This window comes from Planctomycetota bacterium, from assembly GCA_016125255.1.
In the GTDB taxonomy this organism is placed as follows: Bacteria; Planctomycetota; Phycisphaerae; order Phycisphaerales; family Zrk34; genus RI-421.
In genome coordinates, this window is record WGMD01000017.1 from 102,103 (window position 1) to 120,169 (window position 18,067).

Genomic DNA, 18,067 nt, shown 5'->3' on the forward strand with positions numbered 1-18,067 from the left:
GGGCGCTCTTCTCTCAAATCTCCGATGTCCGGGGCGTCAGGCGCTTGGGCGTCGGCGCATGATCGTCAAGCCCATCATCGCCAGCCCGGCGGGCAGCGCCAGCGGGACCGGCACGCTGATGATGGTGAAGTTGTCGAAATTGACGGTGCCGTTCGTCAGCGCGCCGGAGGAGAACACGCGGAAGCCGGCGGAGCCGGGGCCGAGGATGCGATTGGCGCTGGAATCGACGATGTCGATGACGCCGAAGCTGCCGGCGAAGTCCTGCATGAACGACGCCATGCCGACGAGGTGCACGTTGCCGCCTTCGTTGATCGCCTGAAGCGACAGGAACGTGTCGACGCTCTCGGGGACATCGGACGCGCTGAGCGTCACGCTCTGAAGCAGCGAGAAGACGCCGCTGTTGACCCGGTAGAGCTGGGCCAGGTAGACGTTGTTCGCTTCGTCATGCACGAGGCGGTAGTGGTAGTAGTTGCCCGAGCCGTTGTTGGCGCCGGTGGTGCCGGTTTCGCGCACGACGAGCCCGGCGGCGAGCTGGCCGTTGTTCGTCCCGTTGGTGTTGAGGCGCATGAGCGTCGTGGCCTGCACATTGGCCCACTTGGCGCTGCTCGTCTCCGCGTCGAAGTCGATCAGCCGCAGGGCGCGTTCGGCGTCGCCCAGCCCGGAGAAGTTGACCTTGGTGGCGGTGACGTTGGCCGTGACGGTGCCGTCGACGAACGTGTCGGTGCGTCGGGCGGTATTGTCGTAATAGTCGTCGTACCAGAGCAGCTTGTCATTGTTGCCGGTGACTTTCAGGTCGTCATAGGTCGCGCGGTTGCCGGATGAGCCGTTGGCGAAGTTGGTTCGGACGCCGACGCTTCCGCCGCGCGTGATGGCGCTGGTGGAGGTGTCGGTGAAGTCGATGGTGCGGACGACGCTCGTCGCATCGTTCGCGCCGTTGTAGAGCGTCACCTGCAGGTGCACGAAATCGTGATCGGGATTGGCGACGTTGGCGACCTCTACGCGCATGAGCCGGTCTTGGATAGCGCCCAACGATCCGCCGGCGCTGGCGGAGGCGATGTTCGTGAACGTGCCGTTGTTGACGCGGTAGAGGACCATCGTGTCGCCTTCGAGGCGCACATGGTAATAGTCGCCGCTGTTGGTCCCGGCGACGTTCGACGCCCGCACCAGCACGCCGTTCTTGTTCGCCGCCCCGCCCGAGTAGCGCAGGATCACATCCGTCGTCGTATCGCGCCAGGCGCCGACGTCCGTGATGTCCGGCTGACTGTACCAGCCCAGCGCGGAAAAGCTGCCGGCGTTCGAGTCGGTGCGCTTCTGCTCATATTCGCCCGCCCCGTCGAGCTGGCTGTTGATGCCGGCGACGGTGAAGGCGGCGAAGCCGGTCGGCTGCGTGCCGGCCGTGCCTGTGAACGGCTCCGACAACAGCACCGTGTCCGCGTGCAGTTGCGCCGCTCCAAGCGTGACCGAAGCCGCCATCGCCATGACCGCCGCCATGCGATAGCGCTTCCCGTTCCCCCGGGCGAATTGGAAACTCACCATGCGATAAAACCTCCAGGTAATCAGTCCGAATTGACGACCTCAACACACCGCCGCCGCGACCCGGAAGCGCAGCGCCGAACAACGTGTTCTTCCACGCCTGTTCACAATGCAAAGCGTGTACCAACCTCATTGCCGCCGCGCCATCGCAGATCGGCATCGAGAATCATCGAAATTGCGCCACTTTGGCTGGCCGGAAACGGACATCTCGTGCCTTCATCTGTCCCGCCCCGGCAACAACCCGCATGACCCCACCCCCGCACGCGCGCCGGCAATACCGCCGCGTCAGTTCACGTTCCGACCCATATCCGGTAATATCGCCGAACTCGCCGGCCAACACGGAGCATCCCATTCATGTCCATCTCGCGTCGCCGTTTCATCGCCGATTCCACCACTGCCGCCGCCGCCGTCACGCTGCTCGCCTCCGCCGGCGCGACAAGCCGGGCCGCCGCCGACTCGACCCACGCCTTCGTCAGTCCGTGGGCCGCTTCGCTCGACCGCGTCTGGCTCGGCCGCGAATTCTGGGCCAATCCATTACAGGACTGGCGCGTCGCCAACGGCGCCGCCGAGTGCATCAACGCCCGGCCCAACGCCAATGTGCATCTGCTCACCCGCATCGTTACGGATCGCCCCGGTTCACTGACCGCCTCCGTCCGCATTGCCCGCCCCGACGCCAACCAGCCGGTCGGACAAGGCAAGGGATCCGCCGGTTTCCGCATCGGCGTCAAGGGTGATCAGGACGACTATCGCGACAATCTGCTGACGCATCAGGGCATCGATGCCGGTTTCTCCGCCGATGGCCGCCTCTTCATCGGCCCGATGCACGAGGCCAGGCCCGGCTTGATCAAGCTCGACGTCCCCGCCGTCGATCTGACGCTCGCCGCCGCGCCCGAGGGCAATGACAAGTACGCGCTGACGCTCACCGCGCGCAACGCCGCCGACGGCTCCGAGCTGGGCAAAGTCACCGCCAAACTCCCCGCCGCCCGACTGCCCGGCAATCTGACGCTCGTCAACAATTTCGGCGCGATGGGCAATCAGCGCAAGGAAGCTCCCAACGTGGCGGGGCTCGGCCGGTTCACCTTCGCCGACTGGAAAGTCGACGGCGACAAGCTCGATGCCCACGACGAGCGGCACTTCGGCCCGATCCTCTTTTCGCAGTACACGCTCTCCAACAAAATCCTCAAGCTCTCCGTCCAGTTGCCCCCGCTCGGCAAGGACGACAATCTGTCCGCCGAGCTTCAGGTGAATGAGGGCGGCGCGTGGAAGACGATCGCCAAGGCGGACATCGACACCGCGGCGTATCTGGCGGTCTTCCGCGTCGAAAAATGGGACGACACGAAGGACCACGACTACCGCGTCCGTTATGACCTGAAGGAAAAATCCGGCTCCGCCGAGCACACATGGGCCGGCGTCATCCGTCGCGATCCCGTCGACAAACCCGTCATCACCGTCGCCGACATCTCCTGTAACGCGCATTACCTGTTTCCCAATGCGCCGTACGTCCGGCGCACCGCGATGCTCGACCCGGACCTGGTGCTCTTCGTCGGCGACCAGTTCTACGAACCGTCCGGCGGGTACGGCGTCGTGCGCAAGCCCGTCGATATGGCGATGCTCGATGAGCTTCGCAAGTGGTACCTGCACGGATGGACTTGGCGCGAGCTGACGCGTGATCGGCCGAGCGTGGCGATGCCCGACGATCACGATGTGTATCAGGGCAACATCTGGGGCGACGACGGCCGGGCATGCACGGGAACGCAGGAATCCGGCGGGTATGAAATGGACGCGGCGTGGGTCAACGTCGTGCATCGCTCGCAGACCGCGCATCTGCCCGATCCGTATGACCCGCAGCCGATCAAGCAGGGCATCAGCGTCTACTACTGCCCGATGACCTGGGGCCGCATCAGCTTCGCCATCATCGCTGACCGCATGTTCAAGACCGGGCCCGACGGGTTCGTGCCCAAGACCGGCTCGCGCGCCGATCATGTGGTCGATCCCAACTGGGATCCGAAAACCGCCGACCTGCCGGGGGCGCACATGCTCGGCGATCGGCAGATCAAGTTCCTCGAACAATGGGTCAGTCAATGGCGCGGCGCCGACATCAAATGCGTCATCTCGCAGACGGCGTTTACGGGCATGGCCACCACGCACGGCGGCAATCGCGAGCGGCTCGTCGCCGACTACGACTCCAACGGCTGGCCGCAGACCCCGCGCAATGAAGCGCTCCGCGTCATCCGCAAGGCCTTCGCCTGTCACCTCTGCGGCGACCAGCATCTCAACGCCGTGGTGCAGTACGGCGTCGACGAGCACCGCGACGGGCCGATCACTTTCATCGGACCGGCGGTGAACAATCTCTACCCCCGCTGGTTCGAGCCGACCAAACCCGGCGAGAACCGCAAGCCCGATGCACCCGAAAACACCGGCGACTTCCGCGATTGTTTCGGTCACCCGATGACCGTGCTGGCCGTCGACAATCCGAAGGTGCAGTGGCGCCGCGATTCGATGACGCACATGCAGGAGGACTGGCGGGCGGCTCTGGGCATTGCGCGCTTCGACAAGGCCAATCGAAAGATCAGCTACGAATCGTGGCTCATGGGCGTTGATCCGAAGCCGGACAATCAGATCCCCGGCTGGCCGGTCGTATTTGAGGTGATGGACAATTACGCCAAGAAGCCCGTGGCGTATCTGCCGTCGCTGACCATCACGGGCTGCGACAGCCCGGCCGTGGACGTGCGCGATGAAAAGGGCGAGCTGGTGTATTCGATCCGCCTGCCCAAGCCGTCGTTCCAGCCGCACGTCTTCGCGGAAGGTTCATACACGGTGCGCGTGTACGACCCCGAATCCGATCGCGCCGTCGAGAAGAACCTCGACGCGAAGGCGAAAAACGATGAGCGGATGACGGTTGCGCTTTGAGCGGTTTATTGACACGGAGACACGGAGACACGGAGAAAGGCAATAGAGCGAGTTAAAGACAAGATGCAATTGCCTTTGACCCTCTCCTTTGTCTTCTCCGTGTCTCCGTGTCAAAACCGCTTTAATCGCCAAATTCACTCGCGTCACGCCGGGGAATCGCGTGTAAGATGTCATCATGCAAAAACTCCTCATCACACTGATCGTGCTGGCCGTCGCGCCGCTGACTTTGGCACAGGAGAAGACCGGCGTGGACGCCTACGAAGCGAAGGAACTCAAGTACACGGGAGGCGAATACAAGGATCACGCCTTCGCATACCGTCTGATGAAACCGGCGAAGATCGAGCCGGGCAGGAAGTATCCCTTGATTGTGTTCCTGCACGGCGCGGGCGAGCGCGGTGCGGACAATCTGGCGCAGCTCAAGTTTCTGCCGACGTGGATGAGCACGGCCGAGATGCGCGAAAAGTATCCGTGCTATCTGCTCGCGCCGCAGTGTCCGACGAATCACAAGTGGGTCAACGTCGATTGGAGCGCCAAGAAGAACGCCATGCCCGACGAACCGGCCGACGAGATGAAGGCGGTCATCGAGATGCTGCACCGGACGATGAAGGAGGAAGCGGTCGATTCGGATCGGGTGTACCTGACGGGGTTGTCGATGGGCGGGTACGGGACATGGGATCTGGCGGCCCGACACGCCGACTGGTTCGCCGCGGCGGCGCCGATCTGCGGAGGCGGTGATGAGAATCAGGCGGGCAAGTATGTGGGGCTGCCGTTGTGGGCATGGCACGGCGATGCGGACAATGCGGTGCCGGTGCAGCGGAGCCGAAACATGATCGAAGCGATCAAAAAGGCGGGGGGCGAGCCCAAATACACGGAGCTGCCGGGCGTGGGGCACAACAGTTGGACCGAGGCGTACACGCGGGCGGACGGCGTGGTGCCATGGCTCTTCGAGCAGAAACGCGGCAAATAGCCGCGGAGACGAACCGCGCGATAGGGCAAGCGTATTGACAGAAGGTTCACACGGGCTGCGTAACATGGCGCGGACCGCTGGGCGGATCACGCGGATGAATGCGAACACTTATTGAAAGGAATGATCGCATGGACAGCCGGAATGTTTCACGTCGTGACTTCGGCAAGCTTTCGATGGCGGCGCTGGGCGGGATGGTCGCCGGTTCGGCGATGATCGGTTCGAGCGCGATGGCGGCCGAAGAGTCGCTGCTGTTGTCGGAGCCGCATGTCTGTCGCGGGCTCAACACATGCAAGGGCAAGGGCACGTGCGCGACGGCGAACAACGGGTGCAAGGGTCAGAACGAATGCGCCGGGGCCGGCGGCTGCGCCACGGCCGAGAAGCACTCGTGCAGCGGCGAGAACGCCTGCAAGGGTCAGGGCGGCTGCGGCGCCAAGCCCGGCGAGAACGACTGCAAGGGCAAGGGCCACTGCGGCGTGCCGCTGGACGAAGGCGGCTGGAAAAAGGCCCGCGCGAATTTCGAGAAGGCCATGACCGCCGCCGGCAAGAAGTTCAATCCCGCGCCCGGCAAAAAAGGTTAAGTGACCATGGAGGCGGGGGGACTTAAGTCCCCCCCGCCTTATTTGATGAGATCGCACCATGACCGCGCCGCGCATGGGTTATCCGAATCTCGGGCTCGGGGTGGGATTGCGCACCGTGCACTTCGGGCACATCCTCGAACATCGTCCGGCCGTCGACTGGTTCGAGATCATCAGCGAAAACTTCATCGACTCCGGCGGACGCCCGCGGCACGTGCTCGATCAGATCGCCGCGCACTACCCGATCGTCATGCACGGCGTGTCCATGTCGATCGGCTCCACCGACCCATTGAACATTCCCTATCTGCGCAAGCTCAAGAAACTCGCCGGCGAAATCAACGCGCGCTGGATCAGCGATCACCTGTGCTGGACCGGCGTCGCCGGCGTGAACAGTCACGACCTCTTGCCGCTGCCGATGAACGAAGCTTCGCTGCGCCATGTGATCGAGCGCATCCGCATCGTGCAGGATGTGCTTGAGCGCCCGCTCGTTCTCGAAAATCCGTCGAGCTATGTGACGTTCACGGATTCAACGATGGACGAATGGGAGTTCGTGACGCGCATGGCGGCGGAGGCGGACTGCGGGCTGCTGCTGGATGTCAACAACGTGTACGTGTCGAGCTTCAATCACGACATGGACCCGCACACGTTCATCCGCTCCCTCCCGCACGAACGCATCGTGCAGTTCCACCTGGCCGGTCACAGCAACTACATCACCCACCTGATCGACACGCACGACGATCACGTGATTGATCCGGTGTGGGAGCTTTACGCACTGGCGCACGAATTGACCGGCGGCGTGAGCACGCTGCTGGAATGGGACGCGAAGATTCCGCCCTTCGACGAAATGCACGCCGAGGTGCTCAAGGCCCGGCGTTACATGGCCGCGCATCTCGTCGGCGCCGGCGCGGCCGGAAGCGTTCGCAACCCCGCCGACGAAACCCGCGACAACGCCGACTGGGTGCCGCATCCGTTGCATCATGTTCGGCCGGAAGTGGAGTGATATGAAAATGACCAATGACCAAGCACCAATGACCAAGGGAATGTTCAATGTCCCAATGTCAAGATGAAAGGCCGCAGGCCGTTCCTTCATTGGTCATTGGTGCTTAGAACGTGTGTGAGAAGATCATTGATCGACGAGCCGCGACCGTCAGGGAGCGGTCGAAACAGGTAACAATGAGCGGCGCCGTGACCGCTCCCTGACGGTCGCGGCTCGTTAAACTCCGCCTTCTCACACACGTTCTTAGACATTGGTCGTTTCCCCCGAAAGCCCATGAACGATCCCGCCCCACAACCCGCGCTCGACGCGCTTCAGAAGTGGTTCACGACCGTCATCATGCACCCCGATGGCGTCGATGGGGGCATCGCCTCCGAGCGGGCGCAGCAGATCATCCGCATGAAACGCGACGAACTGGAGAAAGTCATCGCGCGCTCCGGGCAGCTCACCGCGGCGGAGCGCATCGGCATCTACGCCAACGCCTATTACGCCCGGCTCATGGAAGTCATACGCGCATCGTTCCCCGTCATGGTGCGCACCGTCGGCGAGGAACTCTTCGACGAGTTCGCCTTCGGCTATCTGCAAACGCATCCCTCGCGCAGCTACACGCTCGAACATCTGACGGATCATTTCGCGGATTATCTCAACGACACACGTCCGACGACGCGCGAAGACGGGTCGCCGATGAGGGAAGTCGATTGGCCGGATTTTCTGGTGGACCTGGCGAAGCTGGAGCAGGTCATCGGGCGGGTGTTCGACGGGCCGGGCGTGGAGAAGATCGTGATGCTCACAATCGACGATCTGGCGGCGATCGATCCGGCGGACTGGCCTGGCGCGAAGGTTGACACGGCTCCGTGTCTGCACCTGGCGAAGTATCGCTATCCGGTCAATGCGTTCTTCTCGCAGGTCAAGGCGGCGGGGGAGGGCGACGAACTGGATCTGCCCGCCCCGGCGGACGAATACGTCGCCCTCACGCGGCGGGACTACATCGTCCGTCGTCTGCCATTGACTCACACGCAGTATGTGTTGCTCGATGCCCTGCGGCGCGGCGCATGCGTGCAGGCGGCGATCGAGGCGGCGGGGGCGGTGAGCGAATTGGATGATGAGCGGTTGGCGCGCGAGCTGCGCGCGTGGTTCATGCAATGGGCGAGCGAGCAGCTTTTCGTTTCGGTTCAGACGGCCAGCAGGCGGGGATGAATCTTCTCGGGCATGTTGGTCGGCTCCGGTCGCCCGGCTTCGATCCACACGACGCTGATCCAGTCGCCGTCCGCATCGGGCTCGACGCCATAGGCGGCGAAGTCGGTTTCCCACGTCCGTCCGTCGACGCGGTAGCGGAAGCGGTACTCGCCCGGCGGGAGGATCAGCCGCAGGCGCCACCAGCCGCGCTCATCGCGCTCCATGGCGCCCTGATCGAGCTGCCAGTGATTGAAGTCGCCGACGACCTGCACGGTCGCCGCGCTGGGGCGGAAGTAGGCGAACTCGATCCAACCGGGACGAATCTGCGTGACCATTTTCGTACCTCTGCGGAAAGGGTATGTGCGAGCGATAAGAACGGTACGCATCGCGCATTTTCGATCCGTGAGTACGCCATGAGTAATCGGTGTTCAGAGGGGGTCCGCAGTCAGGTATCAGGGATCAGCCGGAAGCTCATCGGGCTGACAGCTGATCGCTGAAAGCTGACGCCTTCAAAAAACCCCTCGGCACCCGTAAAGGTGTCGAGGGGCGGAGGAGAAAAGGAGAAAAAACTGTGTGAAAATCGCGAAGTTAGGGGGGACGGGAGGCAAAATCAGTCTAAGGCCGGCCCGAATCAGGGTCAAGGATTCATACGCGCCGAATCGGCGGGGGGTTCGCCCGGCCCCGATCTATACCAAGCTATCGACGTTGCGGCGGCGTTGGCCACAACTTTTTTTGGGCAAAAAAAAGCCCCCCGAGGTGGTGGGGTCCTCGGGGGACGGAGGGGAGGTACAGGCCTGTTTCATGCCGCTTCGTGCGGCGGGTGTTTTGCCTTCCGTGGTCGCCAGTCCGTTGCACCAACGAACGGGCCGAACCTCCGATCTTTCAAGCGGCTCAGCTGCAACCCATCGAGTTGCCGCAGTTGAGGCACTTGTAGCAGGTACCGTTGCGAACCGTGATCGACCCGCAGACATCACATGCGGGCGCGTCGCCCATCATGGCGCTGTTGGCTTCGTTGAGCGTGCTGACGAGCGCGGCGGCGGCGGCGTTCTCGCGATCGACCACCGCGATGACCGTCGAGCTCTTGATGCTCAATTTGCTCAGCGGGCTGTGCTTGATGACGTGCGACTCGGCGATCTGCGGATCGTCGATGCCGGACGTGTTGTCATCGACGATGACGCGGCGGGGGCGATCGACGCCGGTGTCGGCGTGACCATTGCCGTTGTTGTCATCCGCCAGTCGGCCGCCGACGCTGGACTTGGCGACGGGCGTCGGAGTCGGCGCGATTCCGGGGGCGGGCTTCTTGGGCTCGACCGGGCGCGTTTCGATCTTCGGCTCCGGCCGCGCGGGTGCGGCCGGGGCGGCGGGCGCTTCGGTCTTTGTGTCGCTCGGACGCTTGGGCGCGTTGGCGGCGCGGTAGCCGGCGATGAACTCCATGCCCATCCAGCGGAAGATGTAGTCGACGAGCGACTTGGCGAAGGGGATGTCGCGGTTGTCGGTCATGCCCGCCGGTTCAAAGCGCTGATGCGAGAACTTGTTGACGAGCGATTCGACCGGCACGCCGTACTGAAGCGCGACGCTGATCGCCGTGCCCAGCGAATCCATCAGCCCGCCGATGGTCGAGCCCTCTTTGGCCATCGTGATGAACAGTTCGCCGGGGTTGCCGTCTTCGTAGAGTCCGACGGTGAGGTAGCCCTCGTGGCCGGCGACGTTGAACTTGTGGGTCATGGAGTGACGCGTGTTGGGGAGCCGGCGACGCATCGGGCGTTCGACGATGCGCTCGACGATCTTCTCGACCGGCGCTTTGGCCGCCGCCGCATCGGCGTCAGAACCCGCACCCGCAGCCCGGCTCGCCACGGCCAGCACAGCCGCGGAAACTTCCTCTTTTCCCGCTTCGACCGCCTCCTCGTCCTCCGACTCCGTGTCGGTGGTCGAGTTGAGCGGCTGCGAAAGTTTGGACCCGTCGCGATACAAGGCGTTGGCCTTGAGCCCCAGTTCCCAACTCATCCGGTACGCCGCCTTGATGTCGTCGACGTTCGCTTCGTTGGGCAGGTTAATCGTCTTGGAGATCGCGCCCGAAATGAACGGCTGCACGGCGCCCATCATGCGGATGTGCCCGGTCGGCGCGATGAAGCGCTGACCCTTCCGGCCGCACTTGTTGGCGCAGTCGAACACCGGCAGGTGCTCATCGGCAAGGTGCGGAGCGCCTTCGATCGTGCCCGTCCCGCAGACCAGTTCGTTGAGCTTGTCGATCTGACGACGGTTGAGGCCCAGCCCCTTGAGCAGGTCCTTCTGACCGGTGAGCCCCATCGCGTCGACCGCCGCCTCGCCCAGCGTCCAGGCATTGAAGACGAACCCGAGTTCCATCGCGCCGGCGAGGGCGTCGTCGAGCTTTTGCAGCGTCGACGCATCGGCCCCGCGATCATGCAGGAAGGCGGCGAATGTCGTCGCATTCTCGGGGATTTCGCCCGTTTCGTCGGGCATCGGCACATTCAGACTCAGATGGCCCATCACGTAGGTGAGCATCTGGTGAATCTGCGCGTCGGTGTAGCCCAGCGACTTGAACGCGGGTTTGATCGACTGGTTGGCGATCTTGAAGTATCCGCCGCCGGCAAGCTTCTTGAACTTCACCAGCGCGAAGTCCGGCTCGACGCCCGTCGTGTCGCAGTCCATGAGCAGGCCGATCGTGCCGGTCGGCGCGATGACGGTAGTCTGCGCGTTGCGATACCCGTGCTTGTTGCCGAGGTTCAGGGCGTCGTCCCATGTGCGGCGGGAGGCATGCAGCAGTTCGGCGCTGTTGGCGATGCCGGCGTAGGGCGACTCGGTCGTGCCGTCCATCAGGTCCGCATCGATCGGCACCGGCGCGGTTTCGAGACTTTCGTAGAAGCCCAGTTCGTGCTCGCCCGCCTCGTCGCGCGAGCGCGGCACGCCGTAGGCCGCCCGGCGGTGATTGCGGATGACGCGGAGCATGTGCTCGCGGTTCTTGTAGAAGCCCGGGAACGGGCCATGCCGCGCGGCCAGCTCGGCGCTGGTGGCGTAGCTGCGCCCGGTCATGATCGCCGCCAGCGTTCCGCCCAGCGCCCGGCCCTCTTGGCTGTCGTACGGGACGCCGGCCTGCATGAGCATCGCGCCGAGGTTGGCGTAGCCCAGGCCCAGCGTGCGGAACTCGTAGCTGAGCCGCGCGATTTCCTTGGAAGGATACTGCGCCATCAGCACGCTGATTTCCAGCACGATGGTCCAGAGCCGAATCGCATGTTCGTACGCTTCGTTGTCAAAGACGCGCGAGCGGGCGTCGTAGAGCTTGAGCAGGTTGATCGAGGCGAGGTTGCAGGCGGTGTTGTCCAGGAACATGTACTCGCTGCACGGATTGGACGCATTGATGCGCCCCGAGCCCGGGCAGGTGTGCCATTCGTTGATGGTCGAATCGAACTGCACGCCCGGATCGGCGCAGCGCCAGGCCGCGTACCCGATCTGATCCCAAAGTTCGCGGGCGCGGAGGCGCTTGGCGACCTTGCCGTCCGTGCGGCGGGTCAGCTCCCAGTCGCCGTTCTCGTCGAGCGTCTTGAAGAACGTGTTGGGGATGCGGACGGAGTTGTTGGAGTTTTGTCCGCTGACGGTCTGGTAGGACTCGCCGTTGAAGTCGTAGTCGAGTTTGAGGCCGAGGCGTTCGGCGGTTTCGCGCTGGGTCTTGTCGAGCCGCTTCATGCCTTCGACCATGGCGGCGACTTTGAGTTCCTCGCGGACCTTCCAGTTGACGAAGGACTCGATGTCGGGATGGTCCAGATCGAGGCAGACCATCTTCGCCGCGCGGCGGGTGGTTCCGCCGCTCTTGATCGCGCCGGCGGCGCGGTCGCCGATTTTCAAAAAGCTCATGAGACCGGAACTGCGCCCTCCACCCGAGAGCGATTCATCTTCAGCTCGGAGCTGACTGAAGTTCGTGCCGGTCCCAGAGCCGTACTTGAACAGCCGCGCTTCACGGACCCAAAGGTCCATGATGCCGCCTTCGTTGACCAGGTCGTCTCCGACGGCCTGGATGAAGCAGGCGTGGGGCTGCGGGTGGGTATAAGCGTCTTCGCTGGAGCGTGTCTCGCCGGTCGCCGGGTCCGTGTAGTAGTGACCCTGCGCCGGACCGTTGATCCCGTACGCCCAGTTGAGTCCCGTGTTGAACCACTGCGGACTGTTGGGCGCGGCGATCTGCTCCAGCAGCATGTACGCCAGTTCGTCGTAGAACGCCTGCGCGTCCTCCGTCGTGACGAAGTAGCCGTGATCCTCGCCCCATTGGCGCCAGCAACCGGCCAGGCGATGAATCACCTGCCGGACGCTCCGCTCGGGCCCCGTCACGACATTTCCCTTTTCATCCCGCACCACATTGCCGTTCGCGTCCGACTGCGGAACACCGGCCTTGCGGAAATACTTGCTGACCATGATGTCCGTGGCGAGCTGGCTCCACGAGGCCGGCACCTCCACGTCCTTCATCTCGAACACCACCGACCCGTCCGGGTTCACAATGCGACTCGACTTCTTCGTCCACTCGATGCTCGAGTACACGTCCTTGCCTGCTTCCGTGAACCGTCGGCTGATCTTCATGCTGAACTGACCTCTCGTGTATGACCGTCGTTATGATTGACCCGTGTGCATCCGTACACACGGAAATAATGCCCATCCCGATCCGCGGCGCCCGTGCGCCCCTGCCGTTTAGCGGCGGGGCAGCGCCCCGCGCTTCTTCTACTTCGCCGCCATGCGCGTCGTGTTCTCGCCGATGCGGAACATCACCACGACCAGCTCCAGCCCGATGCGTGCGAAGATGATCTGCACCACCACGGCCAGCGCCATCGTGATCATCGCGCCCAGCCCCCCGCCGAAACCCGCCGCTGCGAACGCCGCGATGACCGCGACGAGCCATTCGATCGCCAGCAGCGCGATGATCAGAATGTAAAGCAGCTTCACGACCCGCAGCGTGATGAACGTCGAGAACGAAAAGTCCAGCAGCCCCCCCAGCACGCCGCCGGACTGATTGATCACGTCCTTCGCTTCCTTCGCCGCCTCGTTCATCGACGGGCCCGAGTTGTTCATGTCATCCGCCATATCGCACATCCATCTTCATGTTTAGCGGCGGGGCAACGCCCCGCACTTCCAACCGATCCGCGGGTCAATGACCCGACATAAATCACTATCACTTAGTTTCGGTTCGTTGTGATTGGAACCGTTTGTGCGGTTCGCTTGCTCTTCTCGAGTTCAAGTATTTTTTTGACATATGCAGCATCTGTTCGAGCTTGACCAATTCGAACGGCAGTAAGTTCATCAATGGTTGTGTGGTCACCGCCGCCGAGCACAAAGACATTTGGATATCGTCTGCTCGCATTTTGAAGAGCCGCTGAATTTACGTGGTCTCGGTAGTTTGCGCGTTTTGCCAACTCGCCTTCGAGCTCGATTTGCTTAATTTGAGTATCACAAATTGCGTCAATGTGTCCAATTGTTAAATCGATCTGCTCTGATGACAACGCCACGATGCGCCTCTTTTCGGCTCCTTCGTATAGGTCGCGAAAGATTTGATAGACGTCGTGAATCATTTGAAATCACCAAAGGTCATGCGCGTTTCTTGTTTTTCGTCAATTGCGAAGCGCTTGTATCACTGTGGCAACGGTCGAAATGGTCGTGGCAATCACGAGAATGAGGCTGAGCCACCACATCCGCCGACTCATTTGATCATTTGATTCGGCGGCCCGATTCAAAGCTAGCGTGTGTCTATCCAGCCCATCGCAAATTGCCTGCGCACTCCGAAGATGCACAAGCGTCGGATACTCAGTTGTTGGCGGCTGCATGTGCGCGAATGCATCGAGATCGTTGATGCCGACATCGTACATGCCGTTATCTGCAGCGCTTTCCCTCCGCTGCTTACGAAGAAGCTCGACGCGTGTTGCTGTGTCATTGGCTTTCATATCTATTCGCTGTACCAAAGTTGTGAACACTTGATTCATCAATACGTTATCGTCCGCGTAAATCATCGCGCACGTCACAACCGCGCGCCACCCCCGGGTCGCCGGGGGATCGAATCATCAATCCACCTTCGGCAATGTGAGCCCCGATTGGTCCTGGTACTTGCCGCGTTTGTCGGCGTAGCTGACGGCGCAGGTGCGGTCGCCTTTTAAGAAGAGCATCTGAGCGATGCCTTCGTTGGCGTAAATCTTCGCAGGCAGCGGCGTCGTGTTGCTGATTTCGATCGTCACCTTGCCGCGCCATTCGGGTTCGAGGGGCGTGACGTTGACGATGATCCCGCAGCGGGCGTAGGTGCTCTTGCCGACGCAGACGATCAGCACATCGCGCGGCACGGCGAAGGTCTCGACCGTCTCGCACAAGGCGAAGCTGTTGGGCGGGATGATCACATGGTCCTTGCCGGTGATGGACGTGTCGACGGTGACGAACATGTCGTCGCCGAAGTTCTTGGGGTCGACGATCGCCATGCCGCCGGTCGGGTGGGCATTGGTGAAGATTTTGAAGACGGTGCCGACGCGGACGTCGTAGCCGTAGCTGGAGACCCCGTAGCTGACCTTGCCCGGCCGCTTGACGTTGTCCTCGAAGGGCTCGATGGAAACGAGTTCCCGAATCTGCGTATCACACAAAACGCCCATGCGACGGCTCCCTGATCTAGGCGTCCTACTACCAAATACACAGCGTCCTCGGTCCGGAGGGACCGCCGACACGGTGAATGTCCTGTGCGACCCGAATGCCTGAGAAACGTGGCCCACCAAGGCCTGCTGCTTCGGGTCAACAGAGGCATCTTATCACTATATCTTGCGGTTGCAAGGTTCTCCTTCACAAAATATGGGGGCCTAATCTGTGGATAAGTGTGTAAGTTTCCGATGAGCGGGGGCTTAGCCGCCGAAAAATTTTTCTGATTGCACGTTCTGTCCACCACATCCGGCGTGTTAGCGCCAGATCACGACAACTTATCCACAACATATGGGGGGAGCAGGAACGACTCGGTTGATCGGAGGCGTGGGGACTTAAGTCCCCACGCCTCGGGGTTTGGCGGCGCGCCTGAGATTGGCGCAAATCGTGCGTGAATGCCGATATCGGAGGTCTAAGGAGGCAGGCGCGCCGTGAAGAGCCGAAGCACAAAGAAGAAGAATACGAAGTCCGTGGCGGAACCCGTTTCGATGATCAAGCGGGTCGGGTGGTTAGTTTTGGCGGGGGTGTGGTTGTTGACGGTGGCGTCGCTGGTGAGCTATTCGCCGTTCGATCCGCCCTCGCACGCCGCCGCCCCGCTCAACGGGCAGCCGCACAACTGGTGCGGGTTCATCGGCGCGATGGTCGCCGACCAGCTTTACGTGATGTTCGGCATCGGTGTCTGGGTGCTGCTGGCCGGCGGTTTGGCGTACCTGATCGGTTGCGCAGCCGGTCGGAAGATCGGGCAGATGGAGATGCGGATCATCGGCGCGCTTGTCGCGGCCGTGAGCGTCAGCGGGTTCGCCGCCTTGCTTTCTCCCACGAGCGGTCCGCTGCCCGAGGGCGCGGGGGGGTTGCTCGCCATCGCCGCGGTTGATCAACTTGTGCCGCGCTTCAATGTGCTGGGCACGATGGTGCTTTTGACGATGTGCTTTGGCGTGGGCGCGATGCTGGCGGCGGATCAGCTCATGATGGCCCTGCCGCGCGGCATCGCGGCGCTGATGCGCAAGCTGGCGGGGATCAACTGGCCCAAGCCGGTGCTGGTGGGCATGTTCCGCGGGATGCATATCCCGCGCCCGACATGGGGCCGCGCGACCGAGCCAACCCAGCCGAAGGTGCGCGAGCATGATCTGGATGACAATCTCGACGACGCGGACGAGGACGATGATGACGATGAGGAGATTCCGATTCGTCGTTCGCAGACCAGCGCCCCGGCGAAGGACCTCGATGAAGAGGATCTGACCGCCGGCGATGATGATGACGATGACGACGCACAGGCCGAGGCGGACGAAGAAGCCCAGGCCGTCGCGGAGACCGCCGCAGACAAAACCTCCGGGAAAACGGAAGAAAAGACCGGCCCGCTCGATCCCGAAGCGCTCCGCGCCAAGATCAAGAAGCTGCCCATCACGTTCGCCAAGCCCACGCCCGCCGCCCCGGCCCTGGCGCCCAAGCAGGACTTGTCCGGCTACAAGTTTCCGCCGATGGACCTGCTCGCCGAACCCGAGTCCAACTTCACCGCCGAGATGGCCAAGATCGTCCGCGAGCAGGCCGAGATTCTCGAGCGCGCCCTTCAGACCTTCAAGATCGACGCCGAAGTCGTCGCCATCGACGCCGGCCCGGTCATTACGCTCTACGAAGTGCAGCTCGCCCCCGGAACGAAAGTCGCCCAGATCAGCGCCATCGCCTCCGATGTGGCGCGCGAGCTGAAGGCGCAGAACATCCGCATCGTCCCCAACACCGCCGGCAAGTCCACCGTCGGCATCGAAGTCCCCAACCTCATGAAGGAAAAGGTCCGCCTCAAGGAGCTGATGGCGCTCGGCGGGTCCGACACCTTCGAGAAGATGAACCTGCCGATGTTCCTCGGTAAGGATGCATCGGGCAATGCATTGATCGCCGACCTGGCCCAGATGCCGCACATGCTCATCGCCGGTACGACCGGCTCCGGCAAATCCATCTGCATCAACTCCATCGTGATGAGCTTCATGTACGCCCGCCGGCCCGATGAACTCAAGCTCGTGCTCGTCGATCCGAAGATGGTCGAAATGGCGCAGTTCCGCGACATCCCGCACCTGATGTGCCCGGTCGTCACCGAGATGGGCAAGGCGTCGGCGATTCTCGAATGGGCCGTCACCAAGATGGAGGAACGCTACGCGCTGCTCGCCGAGGCGGGCGTGCGCGATATCGACAGCTACAACAAGATGTCCTGGGACGATCTGAAGGACCGCTTCAGCCCCGAAACCCCCGAAGAAGAAGCGCAGATTCCGCGGAAGCTGCCTCGGCTCGTATTCATCATCGACGAACTGGCCGACCTGATGATGACGAACAAGGAAGTCGAGGGCTTCATTGTCCGCATCGCTCAGAAAGCCCGGGCCGTCGGCATCCATCTGATCCTCGCCACGCAGCGTCCGCAGGCGAACGTCGTCACCGGCCTGATCAAATCGAACATGCCCTGCCGCATCGCCTTCAAAGTCTCGTCGGGCATGGACAGCCGCATCGTCCTCGATCAGAAGGGCGCGGAACTGCTGCTCGGTCAGGGCGACATGCTCTTCCTCTCCCCGCGCACCAGCAAACTCATGCGGGCGCAGGGCACGCTCGTCGATGACTCGGAAGTGCGCGGGGCCGTCAAGTTCCTCAAGAACATCGCCAGCCAGTCCTTCGAGCCGCAGTTGGTGCAGCTCAAGGCCCCGGGCGCCGGCGGCGAACCGGAACTGGGCGAGCGCGATGAGCTGTTCGATCAGGCCGTGGAGATCGTGCTTGAGACGAAGCGCGGATCTGTGTCGCTGCTCCAGCGCCGCCTTGCGATCGGCTACGCCCGTGCCAGCCGGCTCATCGAAGAGATGGGCGCCGCCGGGATCATCGGCGAATACAAGGGCTCGCAGGCCCGCGAAGTGAACATCACCATCGAGGAATGGGAAGCGCTCAAGGAGCACGCCCAAGCCGAGGCGGCGGGCATGACCGAATCGCCCGAGGCCGCCGCTGCTGATGACGCTGCCACCGATACCGACACCGACGAGGAAGCCCAGCTCCGCGCCATCGCCGAGTCGGACACGCAGACGGAAGAAGACACCGACGACGACACCGAAGAAGAGCGCGAACTGGCCCGCATGGCCGAGTCGGACGATGACGATTCCGATGACGAGGAGGAAGTCGACGAGTACGAGTATGTTGAGGAAGAGGAAGACGACGAAGAAGACGAAGCCCCCTGACCCGCCCCGCACGCCCCTCATCAACCCCCGAAGCCCACGCTTT

13 protein-coding genes are annotated in these 18,067 nt (G+C 62.7%); 6 read left to right on the forward strand and 7 right to left on the reverse strand.

Annotated elements, in window-relative coordinates:
- Positions 1-36: 36 nt before the first annotated feature.
- Positions 37-1,536, reverse strand: a complete 1,500-nt coding sequence (locus GC162_13840; GenBank protein ID MBI1369723.1) for a hypothetical protein — start codon at positions 1,534-1,536, stop codon at positions 37-39.
- Between the two features lie 351 nt (positions 1,537-1,887).
- Here GC162_13840 and GC162_13845 point away from each other — a divergent pair, with 351 nt between their 5' ends.
- The 5 genes from GC162_13845 to GC162_13865 all read left to right on the forward strand — a co-directional run bounded on the left by GC162_13845 (position 1,888) and on the right by GC162_13865 (position 8,176).
- Positions 1,888-4,443 (forward strand): twin-arginine translocation pathway signal protein, encoded by a 2,556-nt coding sequence (locus tag GC162_13845; GenBank protein MBI1369724.1) that lies wholly within the window; start codon positions 1,888-1,890, stop codon positions 4,441-4,443.
- 175 nt (positions 4,444-4,618) lie between these two features.
- Entirely contained in the window at positions 4,619-5,410 is a 792-nt protein-coding gene (locus tag GC162_13850) for a prolyl oligopeptidase family serine peptidase (GenBank protein MBI1369725.1), read from the forward strand.
- Positions 5,411-5,538: 128 nt separating this feature from the next.
- Positions 5,539-5,988 (forward strand): hypothetical protein, encoded by a 450-nt coding sequence (locus GC162_13855; GenBank protein MBI1369726.1) that lies wholly within the window; start codon positions 5,539-5,541, stop codon positions 5,986-5,988.
- A 58-nt stretch (positions 5,989-6,046) separates the two neighbouring features.
- The gene (locus GC162_13860) at positions 6,047-6,985 is read left to right on the forward strand and encodes a DUF692 family protein (GenBank protein MBI1369727.1); all 939 of its coding nucleotides are present in this window, start codon (positions 6,047-6,049) and stop codon (positions 6,983-6,985) included.
- A gap of 270 nt (positions 6,986-7,255) precedes the next feature.
- Positions 7,256-8,176 (forward strand): hypothetical protein, encoded by a 921-nt coding sequence (locus GC162_13865; protein ID MBI1369728.1) that lies wholly within the window; start codon positions 7,256-7,258, stop codon positions 8,174-8,176.
- On the opposite strand, the gene GC162_13870 is transcribed toward GC162_13865, so the two are convergent.
- The 6 genes from GC162_13870 to GC162_13895 form a co-directional block, all read right to left on the reverse strand.
- Positions 8,152-8,541 (reverse strand): hypothetical protein, encoded by a 390-nt coding sequence (locus tag GC162_13870; GenBank protein MBI1369729.1) that lies wholly within the window; start codon positions 8,539-8,541, stop codon positions 8,152-8,154. The genes GC162_13865 and GC162_13870 overlap by 25 nt on opposite strands.
- A 505-nt stretch (positions 8,542-9,046) precedes the next feature.
- Complete coding sequence (locus tag GC162_13875) at positions 9,047-12,739, reverse strand: adenosylcobalamin-dependent ribonucleoside-diphosphate reductase (protein ID MBI1369730.1); 3,693 nt, start codon at positions 12,737-12,739, stop codon at positions 9,047-9,049.
- Positions 12,740-12,877: 138 nt separating this feature from the next.
- Positions 12,878-13,246, reverse strand: coding sequence for a DUF4282 domain-containing protein (locus tag GC162_13880; GenBank protein ID MBI1369731.1), 369 nt, complete (start codon positions 13,244-13,246; stop codon positions 12,878-12,880).
- A gap of 83 nt (positions 13,247-13,329) precedes the next feature.
- Positions 13,330-13,722, reverse strand: a complete 393-nt coding sequence (locus GC162_13885; GenBank protein MBI1369732.1) for a hypothetical protein — start codon at positions 13,720-13,722, stop codon at positions 13,330-13,332.
- Between the two features lie 39 nt (positions 13,723-13,761).
- On the reverse strand, positions 13,762-14,130 hold the full coding sequence (locus GC162_13890) for a hypothetical protein (GenBank protein ID MBI1369733.1): 369 nt from the start codon (positions 14,128-14,130) through the stop codon (positions 13,762-13,764).
- 78 nt (positions 14,131-14,208) lie between these two features.
- Positions 14,209-14,781, reverse strand: a complete 573-nt coding sequence (locus GC162_13895; protein ID MBI1369734.1) for a dCTP deaminase — start codon at positions 14,779-14,781, stop codon at positions 14,209-14,211.
- A gap of 471 nt (positions 14,782-15,252) precedes the next feature.
- On the opposite strand from GC162_13895, the gene GC162_13900 reads away from it, so the two are divergent.
- Positions 15,253-18,024, forward strand: coding sequence for a hypothetical protein (locus GC162_13900; GenBank protein MBI1369735.1), 2,772 nt, complete (start codon positions 15,253-15,255; stop codon positions 18,022-18,024).
- Positions 18,025-18,067 lie beyond the last annotated feature (43 nt).

Coding starts and splice junctions, on each gene's coding strand:
- GC162_13840 (MBI1369723.1), bottom strand. CDS start 1,536: ATGGTGAGTTTCCAATTCGCCCGGGGGAACGGGAAGCGCTATCGCATG.
- GC162_13845 (MBI1369724.1), top strand. CDS start 1,888: ATGTCCATCTCGCGTCGCCGTTTCATCGCCGATTCCACCACTGCCGCC.
- GC162_13850 (MBI1369725.1), top strand. CDS start 4,619: ATGCAAAAACTCCTCATCACACTGATCGTGCTGGCCGTCGCGCCGCTG.
- GC162_13855 (MBI1369726.1), top strand. CDS start 5,539: ATGGACAGCCGGAATGTTTCACGTCGTGACTTCGGCAAGCTTTCGATG.
- GC162_13860 (MBI1369727.1), top strand. CDS start 6,047: ATGACCGCGCCGCGCATGGGTTATCCGAATCTCGGGCTCGGGGTGGGA.
- GC162_13865 (MBI1369728.1), top strand. CDS start 7,256: ATGAACGATCCCGCCCCACAACCCGCGCTCGACGCGCTTCAGAAGTGG.
- GC162_13870 (MBI1369729.1), bottom strand. CDS start 8,541: ATGCGTACCGTTCTTATCGCTCGCACATACCCTTTCCGCAGAGGTACG.
- GC162_13875 (MBI1369730.1), bottom strand. CDS start 12,739: ATGAAGATCAGCCGACGGTTCACGGAAGCAGGCAAGGACGTGTACTCG.
- GC162_13880 (MBI1369731.1), bottom strand. CDS start 13,246: ATGTGCGATATGGCGGATGACATGAACAACTCGGGCCCGTCGATGAAC.
- GC162_13885 (MBI1369732.1), bottom strand. CDS start 13,722: ATGATTCACGACGTCTATCAAATCTTTCGCGACCTATACGAAGGAGCC.
- GC162_13890 (MBI1369733.1), bottom strand. CDS start 14,130: ATGAATCAAGTGTTCACAACTTTGGTACAGCGAATAGATATGAAAGCC.
- GC162_13895 (MBI1369734.1), bottom strand. CDS start 14,781: ATGGGCGTTTTGTGTGATACGCAGATTCGGGAACTCGTTTCCATCGAG.